This is a genomic window from Cupriavidus sp. 86D6 (assembly GCF_057815095.1).
In genome coordinates this window covers 390,456-409,210 of sequence record NZ_JBYPSB010000004.1, presented here as the reverse complement: position 1 = coordinate 409,210, position 18,755 = coordinate 390,456, and the positions used below count along the sequence as shown (strand labels likewise).

At 67.0% G+C, this 18,755-nt stretch carries 15 protein-coding genes and 1 pseudogene; 14 read left to right on the top strand and 2 right to left on the bottom strand.

The window, feature by feature from the left end; genetic code table 11:
- The first annotated feature begins 14 nt into the window (after positions 1 to 14).
- From AC3G88_RS12980 to AC3G88_RS12945, 8 genes and pseudogenes are all read left to right on the top strand, one after another.
- Positions 15 to 188 carry a hypothetical protein gene (locus AC3G88_RS12980; RefSeq protein WP_023082351.1) on the top strand — a complete coding sequence of 58 codons (174 nt, stop codon included), beginning with the start codon at positions 15 to 17 and terminating at the stop codon, positions 186 to 188.
- A 589-nt stretch (positions 189 to 777) separates the two neighbouring features.
- Positions 778 to 1,095: pseudogene (locus tag AC3G88_RS12975) on the top strand (DoxX family protein); the annotation flags it as partial.
- A 38-nt stretch (positions 1,096 to 1,133) separates the two neighbouring features.
- Positions 1,134 to 1,736 (top strand): DUF4136 domain-containing protein, encoded by a 603-nt coding sequence (locus AC3G88_RS12970; protein WP_488773082.1) that lies wholly within the window; start codon positions 1,134 to 1,136, stop codon positions 1,734 to 1,736.
- 89 nt (positions 1,737 to 1,825) lie between these two features.
- Entirely contained in the window at positions 1,826 to 5,170 is a 3,345-nt protein-coding gene (locus tag AC3G88_RS12965) for an FtsK/SpoIIIE family DNA translocase (RefSeq protein WP_488773165.1), read from the top strand.
- Positions 5,171 to 5,199: 29 nt separating this feature from the next.
- The gene (locus tag AC3G88_RS12960) at positions 5,200 to 5,547 is read left to right on the top strand and encodes a cupin domain-containing protein (RefSeq protein ID WP_153947742.1); all 348 of its coding nucleotides are present in this window, start codon (positions 5,200 to 5,202) and stop codon (positions 5,545 to 5,547) included.
- A gap of 101 nt (positions 5,548 to 5,648) precedes the next feature.
- The gene (locus tag AC3G88_RS12955) at positions 5,649 to 7,175 is read left to right on the top strand and encodes a glycine betaine ABC transporter substrate-binding protein (protein WP_488773081.1); all 1,527 of its coding nucleotides are present in this window, start codon (positions 5,649 to 5,651) and stop codon (positions 7,173 to 7,175) included.
- 16 nt (positions 7,176 to 7,191) lie between these two features.
- On the top strand, positions 7,192 to 8,496 hold the full coding sequence (locus tag AC3G88_RS12950; protein WP_488773080.1) for a c-type cytochrome: 1,305 nt from the start codon (positions 7,192 to 7,194) through the stop codon (positions 8,494 to 8,496).
- Positions 8,497 to 8,500: 4 nt separating this feature from the next.
- Positions 8,501 to 10,357, top strand: coding sequence for a flavin monoamine oxidase family protein (locus AC3G88_RS12945; protein WP_488773079.1), 1,857 nt, complete (start codon positions 8,501 to 8,503; stop codon positions 10,355 to 10,357).
- 111 nt (positions 10,358 to 10,468) lie between these two features.
- Here the strand turns inward: AC3G88_RS12945 and AC3G88_RS12940 are convergent, their stop codons facing one another.
- Positions 10,469 to 10,909: a MarR family winged helix-turn-helix transcriptional regulator gene (locus tag AC3G88_RS12940; protein WP_249641081.1), complete on the bottom strand. Its 441-nt coding sequence runs from the start codon at positions 10,907 to 10,909 to the stop codon at positions 10,469 to 10,471.
- Positions 10,910 to 11,409: 500 nt separating this feature from the next.
- On the opposite strand from AC3G88_RS12940, the gene AC3G88_RS12935 reads away from it, so the two are divergent.
- Both AC3G88_RS12935 and AC3G88_RS12930 read left to right on the top strand, forming a co-directional pair.
- Positions 11,410 to 12,192 (top strand): hypothetical protein, encoded by a 783-nt coding sequence (locus AC3G88_RS12935; RefSeq protein ID WP_488773078.1) that lies wholly within the window; start codon positions 11,410 to 11,412, stop codon positions 12,190 to 12,192.
- Positions 12,189 to 13,424, top strand: coding sequence for a BamA/TamA family outer membrane protein (locus AC3G88_RS12930; protein ID WP_488773077.1), 1,236 nt, complete (start codon positions 12,189 to 12,191; stop codon positions 13,422 to 13,424). The genes AC3G88_RS12935 and AC3G88_RS12930 overlap by 4 nt, the downstream gene beginning before the upstream one ends.
- 19 nt (positions 13,425 to 13,443) lie before the next feature.
- Here AC3G88_RS12930 and AC3G88_RS12925 read toward each other — a convergent pair whose 3' ends face one another.
- The gene (locus tag AC3G88_RS12925) at positions 13,444 to 13,986 is read right to left on the bottom strand and encodes a carboxymuconolactone decarboxylase family protein (RefSeq protein ID WP_488773076.1); all 543 of its coding nucleotides are present in this window, start codon (positions 13,984 to 13,986) and stop codon (positions 13,444 to 13,446) included.
- 173 nt (positions 13,987 to 14,159) lie between these two features.
- On the opposite strand from AC3G88_RS12925, the gene AC3G88_RS12920 reads away from it, so the two are divergent.
- The 4 genes from AC3G88_RS12920 to AC3G88_RS12905 all read left to right on the top strand — a co-directional run bounded on the left by AC3G88_RS12920 (position 14,160) and on the right by AC3G88_RS12905 (position 18,738).
- On the top strand, positions 14,160 to 15,152 hold the full coding sequence (locus tag AC3G88_RS12920; RefSeq protein WP_488773075.1) for an AraC family transcriptional regulator: 993 nt from the start codon (positions 14,160 to 14,162) through the stop codon (positions 15,150 to 15,152).
- A 95-nt stretch (positions 15,153 to 15,247) separates the two neighbouring features.
- The gene (gene ku, locus AC3G88_RS12915) at positions 15,248 to 16,162 is read left to right on the top strand and encodes a non-homologous end joining protein Ku (RefSeq protein WP_488773074.1); all 915 of its coding nucleotides are present in this window, start codon (positions 15,248 to 15,250) and stop codon (positions 16,160 to 16,162) included.
- Between the two features lie 16 nt (positions 16,163 to 16,178).
- Entirely contained in the window at positions 16,179 to 17,024 is an 846-nt protein-coding gene (locus AC3G88_RS12910; RefSeq protein ID WP_488773073.1) for a tetratricopeptide repeat protein, read from the top strand.
- A gap of 118 nt (positions 17,025 to 17,142) precedes the next feature.
- On the top strand, positions 17,143 to 18,738 hold the full coding sequence (locus AC3G88_RS12905; protein WP_488893427.1) for an EAL domain-containing protein: 1,596 nt from the start codon (positions 17,143 to 17,145) through the stop codon (positions 18,736 to 18,738).
- Positions 18,739 to 18,755 lie beyond the last annotated feature (17 nt).

The window sequence follows — 18,755 nt, the reverse complement described above, 5'->3', positions numbered from 1 at the left end:
AGGAGAAGAACTACATGGCCGACTCCTTTGCCGCCGACCTCATGGTCGGCCTGGTACCTGTGCAGGAAGCGAGTTCCGAGGCCAGCTTCGTCATGGGGCTTGAGTACTTCTCACCAGGTCGCGCTACTGGTAGCCGTCGTGTGCCCGATGTGCAAAAATCCATCGATCGCTGGATGGTCGAGCAGTAGAAAGCGGGCTCGACAGCGACGCCACGCTATCAGGGTCGTAAGAAGTTGCGGCCCCTGCAAATCCGTTTAGGTATGACCTGATATGCCAGCGGTTTCACGAGGCACCAGGGGGGGCGGTAATCGCCGTCCGGCGTCCAGCCGGACGTAGCGAACCCACGCCTGTCATGCTTGTCCCAGCATCCTGATATATCGACAAAGAATCGTGCGCCGACACGCTGCGGCAAGGGCATGCGTTATTTCGGCGTGATTTGCACAGATGGGCGCTGCAATGTGCGATGCGTGCCGCTTCTTGACATTGACAGCACCCGAACTGCAGCCGGCACCGGAAGCATCGGCCTGGTCCTTATCGTCGTGGGACGCGGGAGCAGAGGACGACGCGTAGGCTGCTAGTTCGAGGCCGTCGCCAATGACGCTGTACCGAACGTGGCTCTGGTTTGCCGGGTGCAGGTCTGTGGATGTCAGTGGAACTCTTTGGACGATCTTCTTGCCGGGGACGAAAAACAAGGCTACAATTGAGGCCTTCGCTGACCACCTCGGCGAAGGAAGAGCTTGGGAATCAACGACTTACTGCTCTAGTAAACGTCTCGTTTCCGGTCCTGGCTTTGTCACGCAGGTGGTGACGCAAGCCGGCCTGCCCGCTGCGCTGGCCTACGGCGTCTACATCGGCGAGATCATTGCCCCCATCCTGCTGATCATCGGGCTCTGGACGCGCCTGGCCGGCCTGATCGTGGCCGTCAACATGCTGTTCGCGTTCGCCCTTGTCCATGCAAAGCAGCTTGGCGAGATGGCGCCCACCGGGGGCTGGGCGCTGGAACTCCAGGCGATGTACCTGGCCGCGGCGCTGGCGGTGGCCCTGCTCGGGGCGGGACGGTTCAGCGTCGGCGGTATCGACGGCAAGTGGAACTAGCCAGCGGGATCTGGTAACCCGGAAATAGGGAGACTGCCATGTCAGGCCTGATGATGTCTCGCGTACCGGCCGCCCTTGGCACGGTGCTGGCCGCCGCGCTGGCAGGCTGTGCCACCGGCCCCGACATCCGTACCGACTACAACCACAGCACCGACTTTTCCCAATACCGCACCTTTGCCTTCCTGCCGCGCCTGGGCACGGACCGGCAGGGCTACGAAAGCCTGACGACGCAATATCTGAAGGACGCGGTGCACAAGGAGATGACGGCGCGCGGCTATGAATATGCGCCGCGCCAGCCCGACCTGCTGGTCAACTTCAACATGCAGTTCCAGCAGAAGATCGTCAGCAGCCCGGCGCCGATGCCGCCGCCCGGCTACATGGGCTATTACGCCTACCGGGGCGGGCTCTACGCGCCGTGGCCCGGCTACGGTTTCTATAGCGATACCTACACCTATACCGAGGGCACGCTGAACATCGACCTGGTCGATGCCAGACGGAACCAGCTCGTCTGGGAAGGCGTGGCCCAGGGCGATGCCAGCCAGCCGGAGCGCCAGACCAGCCAGCTGATGATCGAGCAGGTGGTGGGGCAGATCTTCGCCAGGTATCCGTTCCGCGCGGGCATCGGGGCGCCGGGTCAATAAGGCGTGGCAAAGTCGTAAGTTTTTCCGCGCCGGGCCAGTCCCGCACAGCCAGACCCGCTACAATCGCTGCCCGTGGTTTTGAAGCTGTCATATCAAAAATGGGTCTGGGCTGGTTCGGATTGTCGACCTTCTGGCTGTTGCCGCTTGTCTGGCGAACGGTGGGGCGCGTGCTCGCCGGCGATCGCCGCCTGTTCGGCCGTGGCTCGCTGCGTATATGGATGGGTACGGTGCTGGTGCTGGGCGCCAGTGCCACGCTGGAGGCGTTGACCGGCGGCGAGGGCGAAGGCGCTACCGCCGGGGGTGCCGTCGGCCATGCGCTGGCCGGCACGGTGTCCGGCATGCTGGGCTGGACCGGCGCGCTGCTGATGATGCTGGCCGTGCTGGGCCTGGCCGCGCCGATGGTGTTCGGCGAAACCTGGCGCAGCCTGTTCCTGCTGCGCCGCCCGCGCGTGGATGCCGACGAGGCACCGGCTGCGGCGGCCGCGCGCCACGAATCACGCCACGAATCGCGCCACGAATCGCGCGCCGATCTGCGCGTGGATGCGCGTTCCGACTTCCGCACGGATTTCCGCTCCGAATTCCGCTCCGATCCGCGCTCCGAGGCCGCGCCCGCGCCGGCCGCGCCGCGCGAATCCGGCGATCGCTGGGAAACGACGTCGATGCCCGGTCAGAGCCGGCCGGCGCCGCGTCACAAGGGTATCGAAGCCGTATCCGCACGCCGCCAGCCAGCCTGGCAACCGCCGCCGCGCACGCGCCAGTCGCCCCCGCAGCCGGGCGAGATCTGGCTGCATCAGGCTGGCGCCCCGGGCGCCGTGAAGGCCGACCCGGTGGCCACACCGGCCCGCGCGGCATTGAGGCCCGACGTGCCCACGCCGCCGTCGCCGCAAGCCCGGCCGCAACCGAAGCCGCAACCGCAAGCCCGGCCCGACGCCAGACCCTCCGCACCACAGGCCACTGTGGTCAGCAGCCCGTTCCGCAATCCGCAACTCGGCCTTCGCTCGGCCATCACGACGCTGCCGGAGGCCATGGCTAAGCCCGCCGCGGTGGCGGCAAGCCCCGCTGCGGCCGTGGCGGCACCCGCTGAATCGGACGTGGCCGTCGCCGAAGCGCCGACCGTGGCCGACACGCAGGCGGCCGCGCAAGCCGATACCCCCGTCGCGCGCGCCACCGAGATCGCGGCTGATATCGCGACCGATATCGCGGCTGATATCGCGATGATCGCGGCTGCCACCGACTTGGCGGAGGAGGCTGTCGCACCGGCGCAGGCCGACGAACCCGTCACGCTGGCGTCCCTTCGCGATGAAGCGATGACGCTGCTGGCCGAATTGCGCGCGCTGGCTGGCAAGCCAATCGAAGCGCCCGCCGTCGAAGTGCCGGCTGAGGCCGGGCCGCTGGAAGCGGCGGCAGACCCGGCGCCGATCCAGGCGGCTGTCAAGCCGTTGGCGGCCGAGGCGGCTGTCGCGTTCGACCCGGCCGTTGAAGCCGAAGCCGAGCCGGTCGCTGCGGAGTGGATCGAGCCGGGCGCGCCGCAATCCCAGGCGCTGGAATCCCAGGCGCCGACAGCCCCGGCGCAAACGGCATCGGAAGCCATCGACGCCGCCGTTGCCGCGTCGATCTCGGAAGCCGAGGCCGAACCGGCCCCCGGGGCCGAAGTGGATACGGCCCTCGATGCGGCGGCCGACCCGCAAGTCGCCACCGTCGTGACGGCACCCATCGACGTGACGGAAGCGTTGCAGCCGGCCGATACCGTGCCGGCGCCGGAGCCTGCGCCGGTAGAGGATGCCAACGCCTTCGTCCAGCCCACGCCAAAGCCGCGCATCGTGCTGCCGGCCGTGGTGGGCAATACGGTGGCGCTGACCCCGGCCCAGCCCGCTGCGACCCAGACGTCGTTCACGGTGGCGCCTGCGCCACTTCCGGTGCCTGCAGCCCCCCGCGTGCCGGTTGACTACCGGCTGCCCGGCACCGACCTGCTGGAACCCGCCGCCGAGACCGGCGAGAGCGCGGAACAGATTTCCGAGGAACGGCTGCAGCAGACCGGCGAACTGATCGCGCAGCGGCTGGCCGAGTTCAAGGTGCCGGTGTCGGTGGTGGGCGCCAGCGCCGGTCCAGTCATCACGCGTTTCGAGGTCGATCCGGCTGTCGGCGTGCGCGGCGCGCAGGTGGTGGGCCTGATGAAGGACCTGGCGCGCGCGCTGGGCGTGACGTCGATCCGCGTGGTCGAGACGATTCCGGGCAAGACCTGCATGGGGCTGGAACTGCCCAATGCAAAGCGCCAGATGATCCGCCTGTCGGAGATCGTCAGCGGCAGCGCGTTCGATGCCCATGCGTCGAAGCTGGTGCTGGCAATGGGCAAGGACATCACGGGCAATCCCGTGGTGACGGACCTGGCCCGAGCGCCGCACCTGCTGGTGGCCGGCACGACCGGTTCGGGCAAGTCGGTGGCGGTGAACGCCATGATCCTGTCGATGCTCTACAAGGCCACGCCGGAAGACGTGCGCCTGATCATGATCGACCCGAAGATGCTGGAATTGTCGGTCTACGAGGGCATCCCCCACCTGCTGGCGCCCGTGGTGACCGACATGAAGCAGGCCGCGCACGCGCTGAACTGGTGCGTGGGCGAGATGGAAAAACGCTACCGGCTGATGTCGGCGCTGGGCGTGCGCAACCTGGCCGGCTACAACCAGAAGATCCGCGCGGCCGAAGCGGCCGGGCAGAAGGTGCCGAATCCGTTCTCGCTGACCCCCGACGCGCCGGAGTCGCTATCGACGCTGCCGCTGATCGTGGTGGTGATCGACGAACTGGCCGACCTGATGATGGTGGCGGGCAAGAAGATCGAGGAACTGATCGCCCGCCTGGCGCAGAAAGCGCGGGCAGCGGGCATCCACCTGATCCTGGCCACGCAGCGGCCGTCGGTGGACGTGATCACCGGCCTGATCAAGGCCAATATCCCGACGCGCGTGGCGTTCCAGGTGTCGTCGAAGATCGACTCGCGGACCATCCTGGACCAGATGGGCGCCGAAAGCCTGCTGGGGCAGGGCGACATGCTGTTCCTGCCGCCGGGCACCGGCTATCCGCAGCGCGTGCATGGCGCCTTCGTGGCCGACGAGGAAGTGCACCGCGTGGTGGAGCACTGGAAGCAGTTCGGCGAGCCGGACTATGACGAAGCCATCCTGGCGGGCGATGTGCCCGAAGGCGCTGCCGATCTGTTTGGCGAAGGCGGCGGCGATGGCGAGGCCGACCCGCTCTACGACGAGGCCGCGCAATTCGTGCTGACGTCACGCCGGGCGTCGATCTCGGCCGTGCAGCGGCAACTGCGCATCGGCTACAACCGCGCGGCGCGCCTGATCGAGCAGATGGAAGCCGCCGGCCTGGTGTCGCCGATGGGCCGCAACGGCACGCGCGAGGTCATCGCGCCCGGCGGCCCGGGCGACTGACCGGCACGCACCGGAACAAGGCCATCGCCATGCGCGCCATCCAGGGCAACCTGCTGCACGACATCCCGGTCCATACCGATGGCGAGGTCTTTACGGACCTGCTGTCGTGGCAAGCCACGGGCCGGGTCCGGATCGAGCGGATCGTCTCGAACGGCCAGGCCAGTCCGCCGGACTTCTGGTACGACAGCGCCGACGACGAGTGGGTGCTGGTGATCAGCGGCAGCGCCAGCGTGGAAATCGACGATGGCACCCGCCACAGGCTCGGCGCCGGCGACTGGCTGCAGTTGCCGGCCCATTGCCGCCATCGGGTGGCCTGGACCGACGCGGCGCAGCCCACGGTCTGGCTGGCCGTCCATGTGAGCCCGGAAGCAAAGTAACCGCCCGGGGCTGCGAGGGGGAAATGGGCGCACGCCGGGATGTCTTGTATGGCCCTCGTATGGCTTTATGATGTCGGGACAACTCACCCGGAGACTCCGGCTTGTCCCCCACGCCCCGGCTGCTCGTCGTCTGGTTCTCGCTTGCCTGTTTGTTCGGCCCGGCCGCCGTCCACGCTGCCCAGCCCGACACCCTGCGCATTGGCTCCAAGCGATTCACCGAGTCGTACATCCTGGGCGAAATCCTGGCGCAGGCCGCGGCGCCCCATGTCGGCACGCGGCACCTGCAGGGTCTTGGCAACACGGCCATCGTGTTCGAGGCGCTCAAGGCCGGCAATATCGATGCTTACCCCGACTACACCGGCACGCTGGCCAGCGAGGTGCTGAAGTTGCCCGGCCGCGCCACGCTGGCGCAGATCAACGCCGCGCTGGCGCCGATGGGGCTGGGCGCGGCCATTCCGCTGGGATTCGAGAATACCTATGCCATCGCGGTTGCCGATGCCCGTGCGGGCAGCCTGCATACGCTGGCAGACCTGGCGCGCCAGCCGAACATGCGACTGGGCCTGTCGCATGAATTCCTGGGGCGGGCCGACGGCTGGCCGTCGCTGGTACGGGCCTATGGCCTGCCGCACAAGCCGGTCGGCATCGACCATGGCATTGCCTACGAGGCGCTGCGCAATGGCCAGATCGACGGCACCGACATCTACTCGACCGACGCCAAGATCCATCGATTCCACCTGCGCGTACTGGAAGACAACCTGCACGTATTTCCCGGCTACGAGGCCGTGATCGTGTACCGGCTGGACGTGCCGCAGCGATTTCCGGCCGCCTGGCAGGCGTTGCGGCAGCTGGCCGGGCGTATCACCGTGACCGACATGATCGACATGAATGCAGCGGCGGAGATCGGCGGGGAATCGTTCACGGCCATTGCGCGGCGATTTCTGTCGGGCCGGCCGGTCGCTGCGGGCGGTGGCGGGGAAGGCCGGGCCGTTGGCCATCGCCTGCTCCCGGTGCTGGTGAGTGCCGATACCTGGCGGCTGACGCTGCGCCACCTGGCGCTGGTGGGCGGCGCGGTGGGCGCGGCTACGCTGGTGGGGTTGCCACTGGGCATCGTGGCGGCGCGCCGGCGCCGGCTGGGGCAGGTGCTGCTGGCGCTGGTGGGCATGCTGCAGACGGTGCCGTCGCTGGCGCTGCTGGCCATGCTGATTCCGTTGCTCGGGCAGATCGGCGTCTGGCCGGCGATGATCGCGCTCTTCCTCTATGCGCTGCTGCCCATCGTGCGCAATGCGTGCACGGGCCTGCAGGAAATTTCCCATGGCATGCGCGACGCGGCGCGGGCGCTTGGGTTCCGGCCGCTGCAGGTACTGCGCTACGTGGAAATCCCGTTGGCCATGCCGGTGGTGCTGGCCGGGGTCAAGACTGCCGCCATCATCAGCGTGGGCACGGCGACCATCGCCGCCTTCGTGGGGGCTGGCGGCTACGGCGAGCGCATCGTCACCGGACTGGCGCTCAATGATTCGACGTTGCTGCTGGCGGGCGCCATCCCGGCCGCGCTGCTGGCGCTGCTGGTGCAGGGCGCGTTCGGCGGCGTGGAATGGTGGATACGCCGCCAGCGTGTGTCCCGAGGCTAACCCATCCGTGATGCCCATGCGTGGATTCAAGATATTCCGATACTGGTGGCTGGCGATGGCGCTGATACCGATGGCCGGCGCCGCGCTTGGCGCCGGGCCAGCGCCGGCTGCCGCCGCCGATCAGGTTGCACGCGGGCGCTACCTGGCCCGCATCGCCAACTGCGTGGCCTGCCACACGGCCGCAGGCGGCGCGCCCATGGCCGGCGGGCTGCCGTTGCAGACCGGCGTCGGCACGGTGTATTCGACCAATATCACGCCCGACGCCGAAACCGGGCTCGGGCGCTATTCGCTCGACGATTTCGACCGCGCGGTGCGCCACGGCCAGGCGCGCGATGGCAAACGGCTGTACCCGGCCATGCCCTATACGTCCTACGCGAAGATGACGCGCGACGACGTGGCGGCGCTCTACGCCTGGATGCGCAGCGAGGTAAAGCCGGTGCGACAGGCCAATCGCGAGACAACGCTGCAGTGGCCGTACAGCATGCGCTGGCTGCTCGTGCCCTGGAACTGGCTGAACCTGCGCGGCGATCCGGTGCGGGCCGATGCGAAGCAGGGCCAGGCCTGGCAACGCGGCGCCTATATCGTGCAGGCCGTGGCCCACTGCGGCGCATGCCACACGCCGCGCGGCATGCTGTATGGCGAGAAGGGCATCGACGAACGGAGCCGCCACTTCCTGTCAGGCGCCACCGTCGAGGGGTGGTCGGCCACCAATCTCACCGGGGATGTCCTGACCGGGCTGGGGGCTTGGTCCAAAGCGGACCTGGTGGAGTACCTGCACACGGGCCGCAACGCCCACGCCACGTCGTTCGGGCCGATGTCCACGGTGATTGCCTCGTCCACGCAGTATATGAGCGCCGCCGATCTCGATGCGGTCGCCACGTACCTGAAATCCATTGCCGGCGCCCGGGGCGAGACGCAGCCATTCCGCTTCGACGCGACGGCGCAGCAGCAACTTGACCAGGGCCGCTTCGACACGCCCGGCGCGCGCCAGTACGCCACCTTCTGCATGCCTTGCCACCAGAGCAGCGGCAAGGGCTTTGCGCGGGTGTTTCCGCCGCTGGCCGGCAATCCGACCGTGGTCGATCCGAATCCGGCATCGCTGGTCAACCTGCTGCTCGACGGCGCCGTGACGGCACGCGTGGACACGGCCCCCACCGACTACCACATGCCCGGCTACGGCTGGACGCTGGACGACCAGGCGCTGGCCAATCTGCTGACCTTCATCCGGGGCAGCTGGGGCAATCGCGCCGCGCCCGTGACCCCGGAAGCCGTGGCCGAGCGCCGCCGCGCGATGGGCGTGCGCGCCCCCGAGACCCCATGACGCCATGACGATCACCCGCAGAGACTTTCTGAACGGCACCGCCATGACCGTGGCAGCGGGTCTGGCCCCGGCGCAGCTGCTGGCGGCCCCTGGGCCGGCCCCGGGCATCTATCCGCCCGCGTTGACGGGCCTGCGCGGCAACCATGCCGGCACCTACACGCTGGCGCACAGCCTGGCGCGCGAAGGCGCCACGTATCCCGGCGTGCTGGCCAGGGAAGCCTACGATCTGGTGGTGGTGGGCGGCGGCATCAGCGGCCTGGCGGCGGCGTGGTTCTATCAGCGCCGGTTTGGCGCCCGGCGTCGCATCCTGATTCTCGACAATCACGACGATTTCGGCGGCCATGCCAAGCGCAACGAGTTCACGGTGCGTGGGCGCACGCTGGTCACGTACGGCGGCAGCGCCGAGATGCCGCCGTCGGCCAACGACAATGCCGCAGTGCGCGCGCTGCTGGCGGGGCTGGGGCTGGCGCCCACCGCGCAGGCGCAGGCCTTGCCCGGCGAAGACTATGAACGCCGCGGCCTCGGGCGTGCCGTGTTCTTCGACGCCGGGCATTTTGGTCGGGACCAGTGGGTGGCCGGCGATCCGTATGCCGGCATTGTCGATGCGCGCCTGCGTGGCGCCGCGGTATCGACCGATGCCATCGACAAGCTGCGTGGTTTTCTGGAGAAAGCGCCATTACCCGCAGCGGATCGCGAGGCGCTGCTGCGGCTGGCGCAGGGTGCCACCGATTTTCTGGCGGGGATGCCAGCCGAGACCCGGCGCACGTATCTGCAATCCACGCGCTACGCCACGTTCTTGCGCGACAAGGCCGGGCTGGGGCTGGGCGCGCTGCGTTTCCTGCGCAGCCGCAGCCAGGACGCCTACGCGCTGGATGCCGACGGGATCTCCGTGGCACAAGCCATCGCCATCGGGTTGCCTGCCGGCGCCGGCATGCCCGACCCGGGTGTGGATGCCCGGCTGGGCAAGTCACCGGCGTCGCGCCAGTGGTTTGCGGATGGCAACGCCACGCTCGCCCGGGCGCTGGTAGCACAACTGGTGCCCGACGTGCTGCCAGCCGGCAGTCTGGCGGCCGGCGTTGCGGGCACGTCCCGCATCGGCTACGGCAAGCTCGACCAGGACGGCAGCGCCGTGCGCATCCGGCTGAACAGCACGGCGATCGCGGTCGAGCCCGATGTGCGCATCACGCGCGTGACCTACGGCTGGCAGGGCAATCTGCAACGCGTCGAGGCACAGCACGTGATTGTGGCCGGCTACGGCATGATGGTGCCGTTCATCGTGCCGACCCTGCCGGCGCCGGCCAAGGCCGCGCTGCGCGCGGAGGTCAAGGCGCCGCTTGTCTACGCGAAGGTGGCACTCGACAACTGGCGCGCCTTTGACGCGCTGAAGGCGTGGCGCGTCCATGCGCCGGCCATGGTCTATTCCGATCTCTGGCTGGAGCCTACGGCTGGCGGGCGGGATGATCCGGTGGTGCTGCACATGCTGTATGTGCCGACCGTGCCCGACAGCGGCATGCAGGCACGCGAACGCTTCCGCGCGGGGCGGGCGTTCCTGCTGGGCACGCCCTTCGATGTGCTGGAGCGCGATATCCGCGCGCAGCTGGACCGCATGCTGGCCGCCGGCGGCTTCCAGTCGGCCCGCGATATTCGCGCCATCACCGTCAACCGCTGGGCGCATGGCTACAGCTATATGCCTTCCACGCTGGTGCCTGACGACGCAGGTCTGCAAGGCGCGCTGGATCAGGCGGGCCTGGGCGTCGGCAATGTCCGTATTGCCGGGGCCGATGTGGCCGGAAGTCCTTCGGTCACCGCAGCCATCGACCAGGCGCAGCGCGCTGTGTCGTCGTTGCGGGCGGACAGTTAAGAAAGGGTGTCGGGCGGTGTCTCGCGGCAGGATGGCGTCGGGTTGGAGATGCCCGGCCGGACTCAGGGTGGTCGCGCGGTGTTCCCCCGCACGTACCGCGCATAACCGGATTCAACCGCCATTCACGAATTTGTACAGCAGTCGGCGAAATTCCTCGAATTCCTCAACAGTAAATCCCTGCAAGCGCTGATTCAATACTTCCGGCGCAATAGTCGGGATTTCGGAGGCAATACTCCGGCCTTTGGGTGTCAGGGTCAAATTCACCACGCGCCGGTCGTCAATGCTGCGGCTGCGTTCGAGCAGGCCTTTTTCCTCGAGCTTGTCGAGCATGCGGGTCATCAGGCCGCTGTCGATGCCAAGGAGCTTGCTGATCTCGAACGGGGTGCTCGCCATTCCTCGCGTGAGGGCAAGCAGAATACCCATTTGTTGGCCGTTGATGTCCAGTGGGCGCAGCGCCGAGTCCATTTCCATCAGAAGGCTGTTGCGGGCCTTGTTCAGGTGAAAGCCAATGCTTTGCGTCAGCTGGAAATTGTCAGGTGTGTAGTGCTTCACGACGGTTTCCTTTTGCGTTGCACTGATCGAAAGTTGATCGGTCAGTAACCGATCCACGCCCCGAACGAATGCTGTGTTGCGGGCATTCGTCGGACCGTAGTCTGGCAAAACCGCTGAGAAAGGGGAATTCAATTTTATTGTGTCTCGAATTAGATGAAATGAAATGCGCGAAACTGTGTCGATGAGATTTTCTGTGGCGCAATTGAAGGCAATTGGATAATCCCCCGTACGGGTTATTGAATGACTCGACATTATGTCAATGTGTGACGCCAGTAATGCTTTCGCCTGCAATATCACGAAGACGCGATGCGAAACTGCTTAAGGCGGGGTGCAAGAAAGTTCATCACGGCGCGGCGTCTATCCGGCGGGGCACTCCGGTACATTGCCCGGCAGGGGCTTGATATGCCACACAGGCCCATGTCGATCATTGCTCTGGAGTTCACCCGATGCGAGTGCCAGCTGGAGGAAAATCCGCCCGTAAATCGCTACGCAAATTCGTAGTGCAGGTTGCCGGCGGCCTATGCGTCGCCGTCGGCGCGTTTCCAGGTGGGGCCGGGGCGCAATCGAGCGCCGAGCTGGCCAACAAGAGCAACAACCCGCTGAACCTGGCGCCGTCATTCAATATCCAGAATTTCTATTCGCCGCGGCTGTATGGCAGCAATGCCCATACCAACGACCTGCTATTGCGCCCGACCCTCCCGGTGGCGCCGGGCAGCCTGATCGGCGTGCCCCAGATATTCCGTGGCACGGTGCCCATCAGTACCCGGCCCAAGGCCGACGGCTCGTACGAAACCGGCCTGGGCGACATCAACCTGTTCGATATCTTCCTGTTGCGCAGTGAAGGCATGCAGATCGGCGCCGGCCCGTTGCTGACGATGCCGACCGCCACCGATCCCAGCCTGGGGACCGGCAAGTGGCAGGCCGGCGTGGCCGCCGTGGTGGTGGACCCCACGCCCGCGCGGCTGCTGGGCATGCTGGTGCAGTGGCAGCATTCGTTCGCCGGGCAAAGCAGCCGGCCCGACGTGCAGTCGCTGACGGCCCAGCCGTTCATGATCTTCAACCTGCCGCATGGGTGGTACGTGCGATCCACGGGGACGTGGACCTTCGACCTGCAGCATGGCACCTACTACGTGCCGATTGGCCTGGGCGCGGGCAAGGCGTGGAAAGACGGGCACACCATCTTCAACGCGTTTGTCGAGCCGCAGTATTCCGTGCTGCATGACGGCAGTGGCGTTCCGCAATGGACGATATTTGCCGGCCTCAACATGACCTTCGGCAAATGAAGCGTACCTGGGCAGTGTTCGCGGTGATGGCATCGGCGTGGCTGGCCAGCGCGCCGGCGCCGGTGCGCGCCGAGCCCGATCTGCCGGACGGTGCAGCCGCGGCGTTGCCGGTTCCGTCAGCCGTGCCATCCGAAGCCCCGTCGGCGGGGGGCAATGCGCCGGCACCCAAGCCGAAGCTGTCGCTGTTCGACCCCGAGGACGGGATGTTCGACATGAGCGACTTCCTGCTTCACCACAAGGGCGCACTGCCGGTGCCGACGATCATCACCGAGCCGGCCGTGGGCTATGGCTTTGGGCTGGCGCTGGCGTTCTTCTCGGAATCGATGGCCGATGCCGCGGCAGAGGCCCGGGCATCGGGCAAGGGGCCGGCGCCGCCCAATATCACGGCCGTGGGCGGGGCCTATACGGAAAACGGCACCTGGGCAGCCGGCGCCGCGCACTTCCATACCTGGGGCGGCGACCGCATCCGCTATCTGGGTGCCATCGGCAAGGTCAACGCCAACCTGGAATACTTTGGCGTGCAGAACCAGCCGCGCGCCTATTCGCTCGATGGCTTCGCGCTGGTGCAGCAGTTGCTGTTCCGCGTGGCCGATTCCCATTGGTATATTGGGCCGCGCTACGTCTATGCGGACACCACGGCGAGCTTCAAGTTTGGCGCTTCGGCCAATGAACTGGGACCGATCGACAAAAGCCAGCGCATCGGCAAGGGCGGCCTGGTGGTCGACTACGATTCGCGCGACAACATCTTCTTCCCGAACAAGGGCAGCTACGCGGAATTCGAGGCCCAGTTTGCCCGTGGCGGCCTGGGCAGCACGCAAGACTTCAATATGTTCAACGCGCGTGGCTTTACCTGGCTGCCGCTGGCGCGCACGTGGATCCTGGGCCTGCGGGCCGATACCAGATTCTCGTCCGGCGACGTGCCGTTCTACGCGCAGCCGTATGTGGACCTGCGCGGCGTGCAGAAGGGCCGCTATCAGGACCGCAACGCGCTGGTGGCCGAGGCCGAGCTGCGCTGGGACGTGACGCCGCGCTGGTCGGTGCTGGCGTTTTCTGGCATGGGCAGGGCCTACGGCCGCTGGAACGACTTTTCGGACGCCTCCAACGTCGTCAGCGTCGGCGGCGGCTTCCGCTACATGATCGCGCGCAAGCTGGGGCTGTCGATGGGCATCGACGTGGCCCACAGCAAGAACCAGAACGCGTTCTACCTGCAGGTGGGCAGCGCCTGGCACTAGGCCTCGACGCCTTGCTGTGTCAGACCACGGCCGGGAAGTCCAGCGTGGTGTCGTTGACGCGATTGATCATGTTCGTGAACAGGATCGCGCTGATGGCCTGGATGGCTTCCACGATCTGCGCATCGCTGTAGCCGGCGGCGCGCACCGCCGCCACGCTGGCGGCCGGTACGGTGCCGCGGGTGCCCACCAGTTCCACGGCGAAACGCGTCAGCGCATCGATCTTCGCGTCTTCGGGGAACGTGCCCCGGCGCAACTGCTGCGTCTGTTCCACGCTGAAGCCGGCAATCTTTGTCGCAGTCAGCGTATGGGCAGCCAGACAGTAATCACAACCGCTGTGCTCGCTGACGGACAGGTTGATCGCTTCCAGTTCCCTGGCAGACAGGCTGCCTTGCTTGAGCACGGCGTTGGTCTGCAGCGCCTGGGCCAGCACGGCCGGCGCGTTGCTGCCGATGGTGGCGTAGGCGTTAGGCACCTTGCCGACGGCCTTGCGGATGGCGCCGAACAGTTCGGCGGTCTGGCCCGTGGCGTCCTGGGCGGCGATGGTATGGAGGCGGGTGGTCATGGTGTTGACTCCTTCAGATCGGATTGGATTGCGGGTTGCATGTCGGGGTTCGGGTGCCGCATCCGGCTTGGTAGCAGCACTGCCTTGGACTCAATGGTAGAGGCGACGACGATCCGGATGGATTAGAATCAAATCAAATTTTTGCTCAATCGTCTCACCACCCGAATGTATCCATGGACAGCCTGAGCGAACTGGTGCGCCTGCTGGCGCCATCCGGAACCGTCGACCTGCATTGCCGGGTGGCAGGTGCCTGGTCTGCCCACAACGCGCAGGCAGCGCCCGGGCACGTGCCGTACCACGCCATCCTCCACGGGCACGCCGATGTATCGATGGGCAGCGAGCCGCTGCGCGTGGCGGCAGGCGATGTGCTGCTGTTCCCGCACGGGGCGGCGCATACGTTGTCGGGCGTGCACGGCGGCACGACACGCCAGGCGGATTCCGGGCCGGAATCGCGCCATTTCAACGGGGTGGTGACCGAGGTGACAGTGCCGGGCGCGGCCGAGCCGCTGGACATCCTCTGCGGCACCTTCGTGCTGGGCAGTTCGGCGGGCGTGCTGCTGCGCGCGCTGCCCGAGATGCTGTGTGTCAAGACCGGCGCCAAGGGTGACGCCGGCCTGGGCTGGCTGCGCGGCCTGATCGGCATGATGCATGGGGAAGCCGAGGCGCCGGGGCCCGGCAGCGCGGCGATCATCGCCGATCTGTCAACCGCGCTGTTCACGGTGCTGCTGCGCACGCTGATCGCGCAGGGGGCGGTGTCGCATGGCGTGATGGCGCTGATGGCCGATGCGCGCCTGGCGCGGGCCGCGGATGCCGTGGTACGCCATCCCGAACGGCCGTGGACGGTCGACAGCCTCGCGCAAGTCTGCAGCATGTCGCGGGCCACGCTGGCCCGGCGCTTTGCACAGCTTGGCATGACGCCGCTGGAACTGGTGACCACGCTGCGCATGGAACGCGCCGCGCGGCTGCTGCGGCGGGACGGACTGTCGGCGGCGGCAGTGGCCGAACAGTGCGGCTACGCCTCGCAGGCCGCCTTCGGCCGGGTATTCAGCCAGCATTTCGGTCTGGGGCCGGGCGCGTACCGCCGCCAGCATCGCGCGCTTCGCCATGCAAGCGGTAGCGCGACCATTGTCCCGCAGCAACACGCCGGGCACGTAGGACGCGTCTGACACTGCACACCGCCCGCGCGCACTGGCAGGGCCCGTGTCTCGCGGACTAGACTGGCTGGACGATGACCTGTTCCTTCTTGCGGGAGGATGTCGCCATGGCCGCACGTTCCATCGCTTCGCTGTCGATCAGCTTCGGGCTGGTTTCCATTCCGGTGAAGGTCTATTCGGCCACCGAAAGCAAGTCGGCCATCAGCTTCAACCTGCTGCACAAGGGGTGCGGGTCGAGGCTGCGCCAGCAATACATCTGCCTGAAGGAAGACGTGGTGGTGGAGCGCGCCGACATGGTCAAGGGCTACGAATTCGAGAAGGACCGTTATGTGACCTTTACGCCCGACGAGCTGAAGGCGCTGGAGGATGCCGCCGAGCAGACCATCGACATCGTGTCGTTCATGCCGCTGGGCGCCATCGACCCGATCTACTACGACAAGGCCTATTACCTGGGCCCCGACAAGCGCGGCGGCAAGCCCTACAACCTGCTGGCCGAGGCCATGCGGGAAACCGGCACCTGCGCGCTGGCCAAGTGGGCCTGGAAGGGCAAGCAGTACATGGTGCAGATCCGCGTGGGCCAGGACGGCCTGATCCTGCAGCAACTGCTTTATGCCGACGAGGTACGCGACATGTCCGACCTGCATGTGGAGCGCATCGACGTGGCGCCCGCCGAACTCAAGCTGGCGCAGCAGCTGATCGAGCAGAATGCGGTGGACGGCTACGACGCCAGCGCCTATGTGGACGAGGAAAAACAGCGCATCCTGGAACAGATCGACAAGAAGATCGCCGGCAAGAAGATCACGGTGGCCGCCGAGACGCCTGCGCCGGCCGGTGGCGAGGTGATCGACCTGATGGAGGCGCTGCGCAAGAGCATCGGCAACAACAAGCGCCAGCCGGCAGCGAAGTCGGCCGGCAAGGCCGCCGCCGTCAAGGCGGCCGCGCCCGAAGCCCCGGCGCGCAAGACCGCCCGCCGGGCCACCGCGGCCCCGGCCGAAGCGCCGAAGCGCGCGGCGCGCAAGTAGGGCGCCTGGGGCGGCAATGCAAGCCTATTCGATGCGCGACGTGCAGGGGCTGCTGGGCATCTCGCGCAGCGTCATCACGGCGTTGATGACGGCCGGCGTGATTTCGCCCAGACGCGGCGCGCGCCAGGAATACCGCTTCACCTTCCAGGATGTGGTGCTGCTGCGCACGGCGCAATCACTGCGCGAGGCGGGCGTGCCCACGCGCCATGTCACACGGTCGCTACGGCACCTGCAGGGACTTGGCGAGGACGGCCGTCCGCCCACCGGCCTGCGCGTGACGGCTGTGGGCGGCGATGTGGCCGTGCAGGATCGCCGGGGGCGTTGGCATGTCGATTCGGGGCAGTTCGTGCTGGACCTGGACGATGCCGACCACCGGCGCGCCGGCGCCGAAGTCGTCGAGATGCGACGTCGCGCCACGCGGCAGGCACCGGGCCCCATGCAGGACGAGATCGGCCCGTCGGACTGGTTCGAACGCGGCGTTTCCCTCGAACATGTGGCGCCACGTGATGCCGAAGCCGCGTATCGGCATGCCCTGGCGCTGGCCCCCGATTATCTCGATGCTTGGCTCAACCTCGGCTGTCTGCTGTGCGACCAGGACCGGTTTGCCGACGCCGCCGCCGAATACCGCAAGGCCCTAAGTTATCTGCCATATCAACCGTTAATCCATTTCAATCTTGGCGTCGCCCTCGAGGATGCCGGTGCGAAGCGTGAGGCACTGGAAAGCTATCACGCGTGTATCGAACTGGCGCCCGACTTTGCCGACGCCCATTACAACGCCGCGCGACTGCACGAGGCGCTCGGCGACCCGCATCGGGCCATCCGCCATTACAACCAGTATCGCAAGCTGGAGCCGGTGGTATAGCCGGCAACATGCCGTGGTCACATCCTCCGTGTAGGCGCGCCGCCGACAGCATTGACACGCCCATCCGCTCCACAATCGGCGGAATCGGGCACAAGACGACAACAAGGGGACCTTGGCTTTGAATTTCTGGCAGGAGCGATTTGGCGGCTGGCATGTGTCGCCGCTGGCGCTGCTGGGGTGGCTTGGTACGTGCCTGTGCTTTGTTGCGGTGGCGGTCTGGCTTGGCCGGCAACGTGCCGATCATCTCGTCACGCAGCGCGAGGCCAGCATCGGCGCCGAGATCGTGGCAGCCCTGGAGCGCGTGGCGGAGACCGTCGATACGCTGGGCCGCCAGCACGTGGCGCCGCTGGCCGGCAAACCGTGCGCGCAAGCCGACCGTGCGCTGGCCACCGCACACAGCTTCATTCCTTATATCCGCACCGCCGCGCTGGTCGAACGCGGCGTCATCTATTGCTCGGGCACGCGGGGCCCCATAAATGTGCCGCTGGCCTACTACTTTGCCGATCCGCAACCGGGCGTGTCGCACCGGCTGATGCTGGTGCAGGGCACGCCGTTCCGCGAGTATGCGCCGGCGCTGGCGATGTTCCTGCCGCAGCCGGGCCAGCCCGACCGGGGCAGCTTCCTGCTGATCGAGGGGCGCTATGTCACCGATGCGCTGTCGCAAGGACTGGGCTTTGGCGCATCGGAAATCGTACTGACGGTGGGCCAGGCGTCGATCTATCACGATGGGACATATCTGCCCGCCCCGGCCAGGACGGCGGACGGCGTGACCACGCTGTCGAAGGCATGGCCGATGCAGGTCAAGGTGCTGGCATCCTTCGAATACGTCAACGCAATGCACCGCAAGTACGACCTGCTGTATGGTGCCATCGGCCTGCTCGCCGGGCTGCTTGTGGTGGCACTGTTCCTGCTTGTGGCTGCACCGCGCCGCCTGTTGCTGCAGGCGGTGCGACAGGCACTGAAGCGCAGCGAGTTTCATCTGGTGTACCAGCCCATCGTCGAGGTGCACTCGCGGCAATGGATCGGTGCCGAGGCTTTGCTGCGCTGGCAGCATCCGCGCTGGGGCAGTATTCCGCCAGGGTCGTATATCGAGACAGTGGAGTCGACGCCGTTGATCGACGACATCACGCATTTCGTGCTGCGCCGGGTGGTGGAGGACATCAACCATTACGGCCCCTCGGCACCGCTGCACGTGGCGGTCAACGCCGCGCCGCTCAGCCTGCGCCGGCGCACCTTCCTGGGCGACCTGGCTGCCTTGCAGCGGGCCATGCCGGACGGGTCGGGGCTGGTGCTGGAAATCACCGAGCGTCACCTGCTGGCGGACAGCGGCGCCACCCGCGAGGCCTTCGACCGGCTGCACCAGGCCGGCATCCGCCTGGCCGTGGACGACTTCGGCACCCGCAACAGCAACCTGGACCTGATCAAGAGCTTTCCGTTCGACTACCTGAAGATCGACCGCCAGTTCACGCAGGACGTGGACGCCAATGCGCAGGCGCTGCTGCGCAGCATCGTCAACATGGCGCATCACTTTCATCTGGTGGTGATCGCCGAGGGGATCGAGACCGAAGCCCAGCACGCACTGATCGTCGAAGCCGGGGTGGACTGGGCGCAGGGCTACCTGTACCAGCGGCCCGCCGCGCCGGCCAGCATCCTGGGGCGGCGCGGAATCTGGGTCAAGGAACGCGACGACGTTGGCGAGACAGCGATGGTGTAGGAAGCCGCAGATCCGCG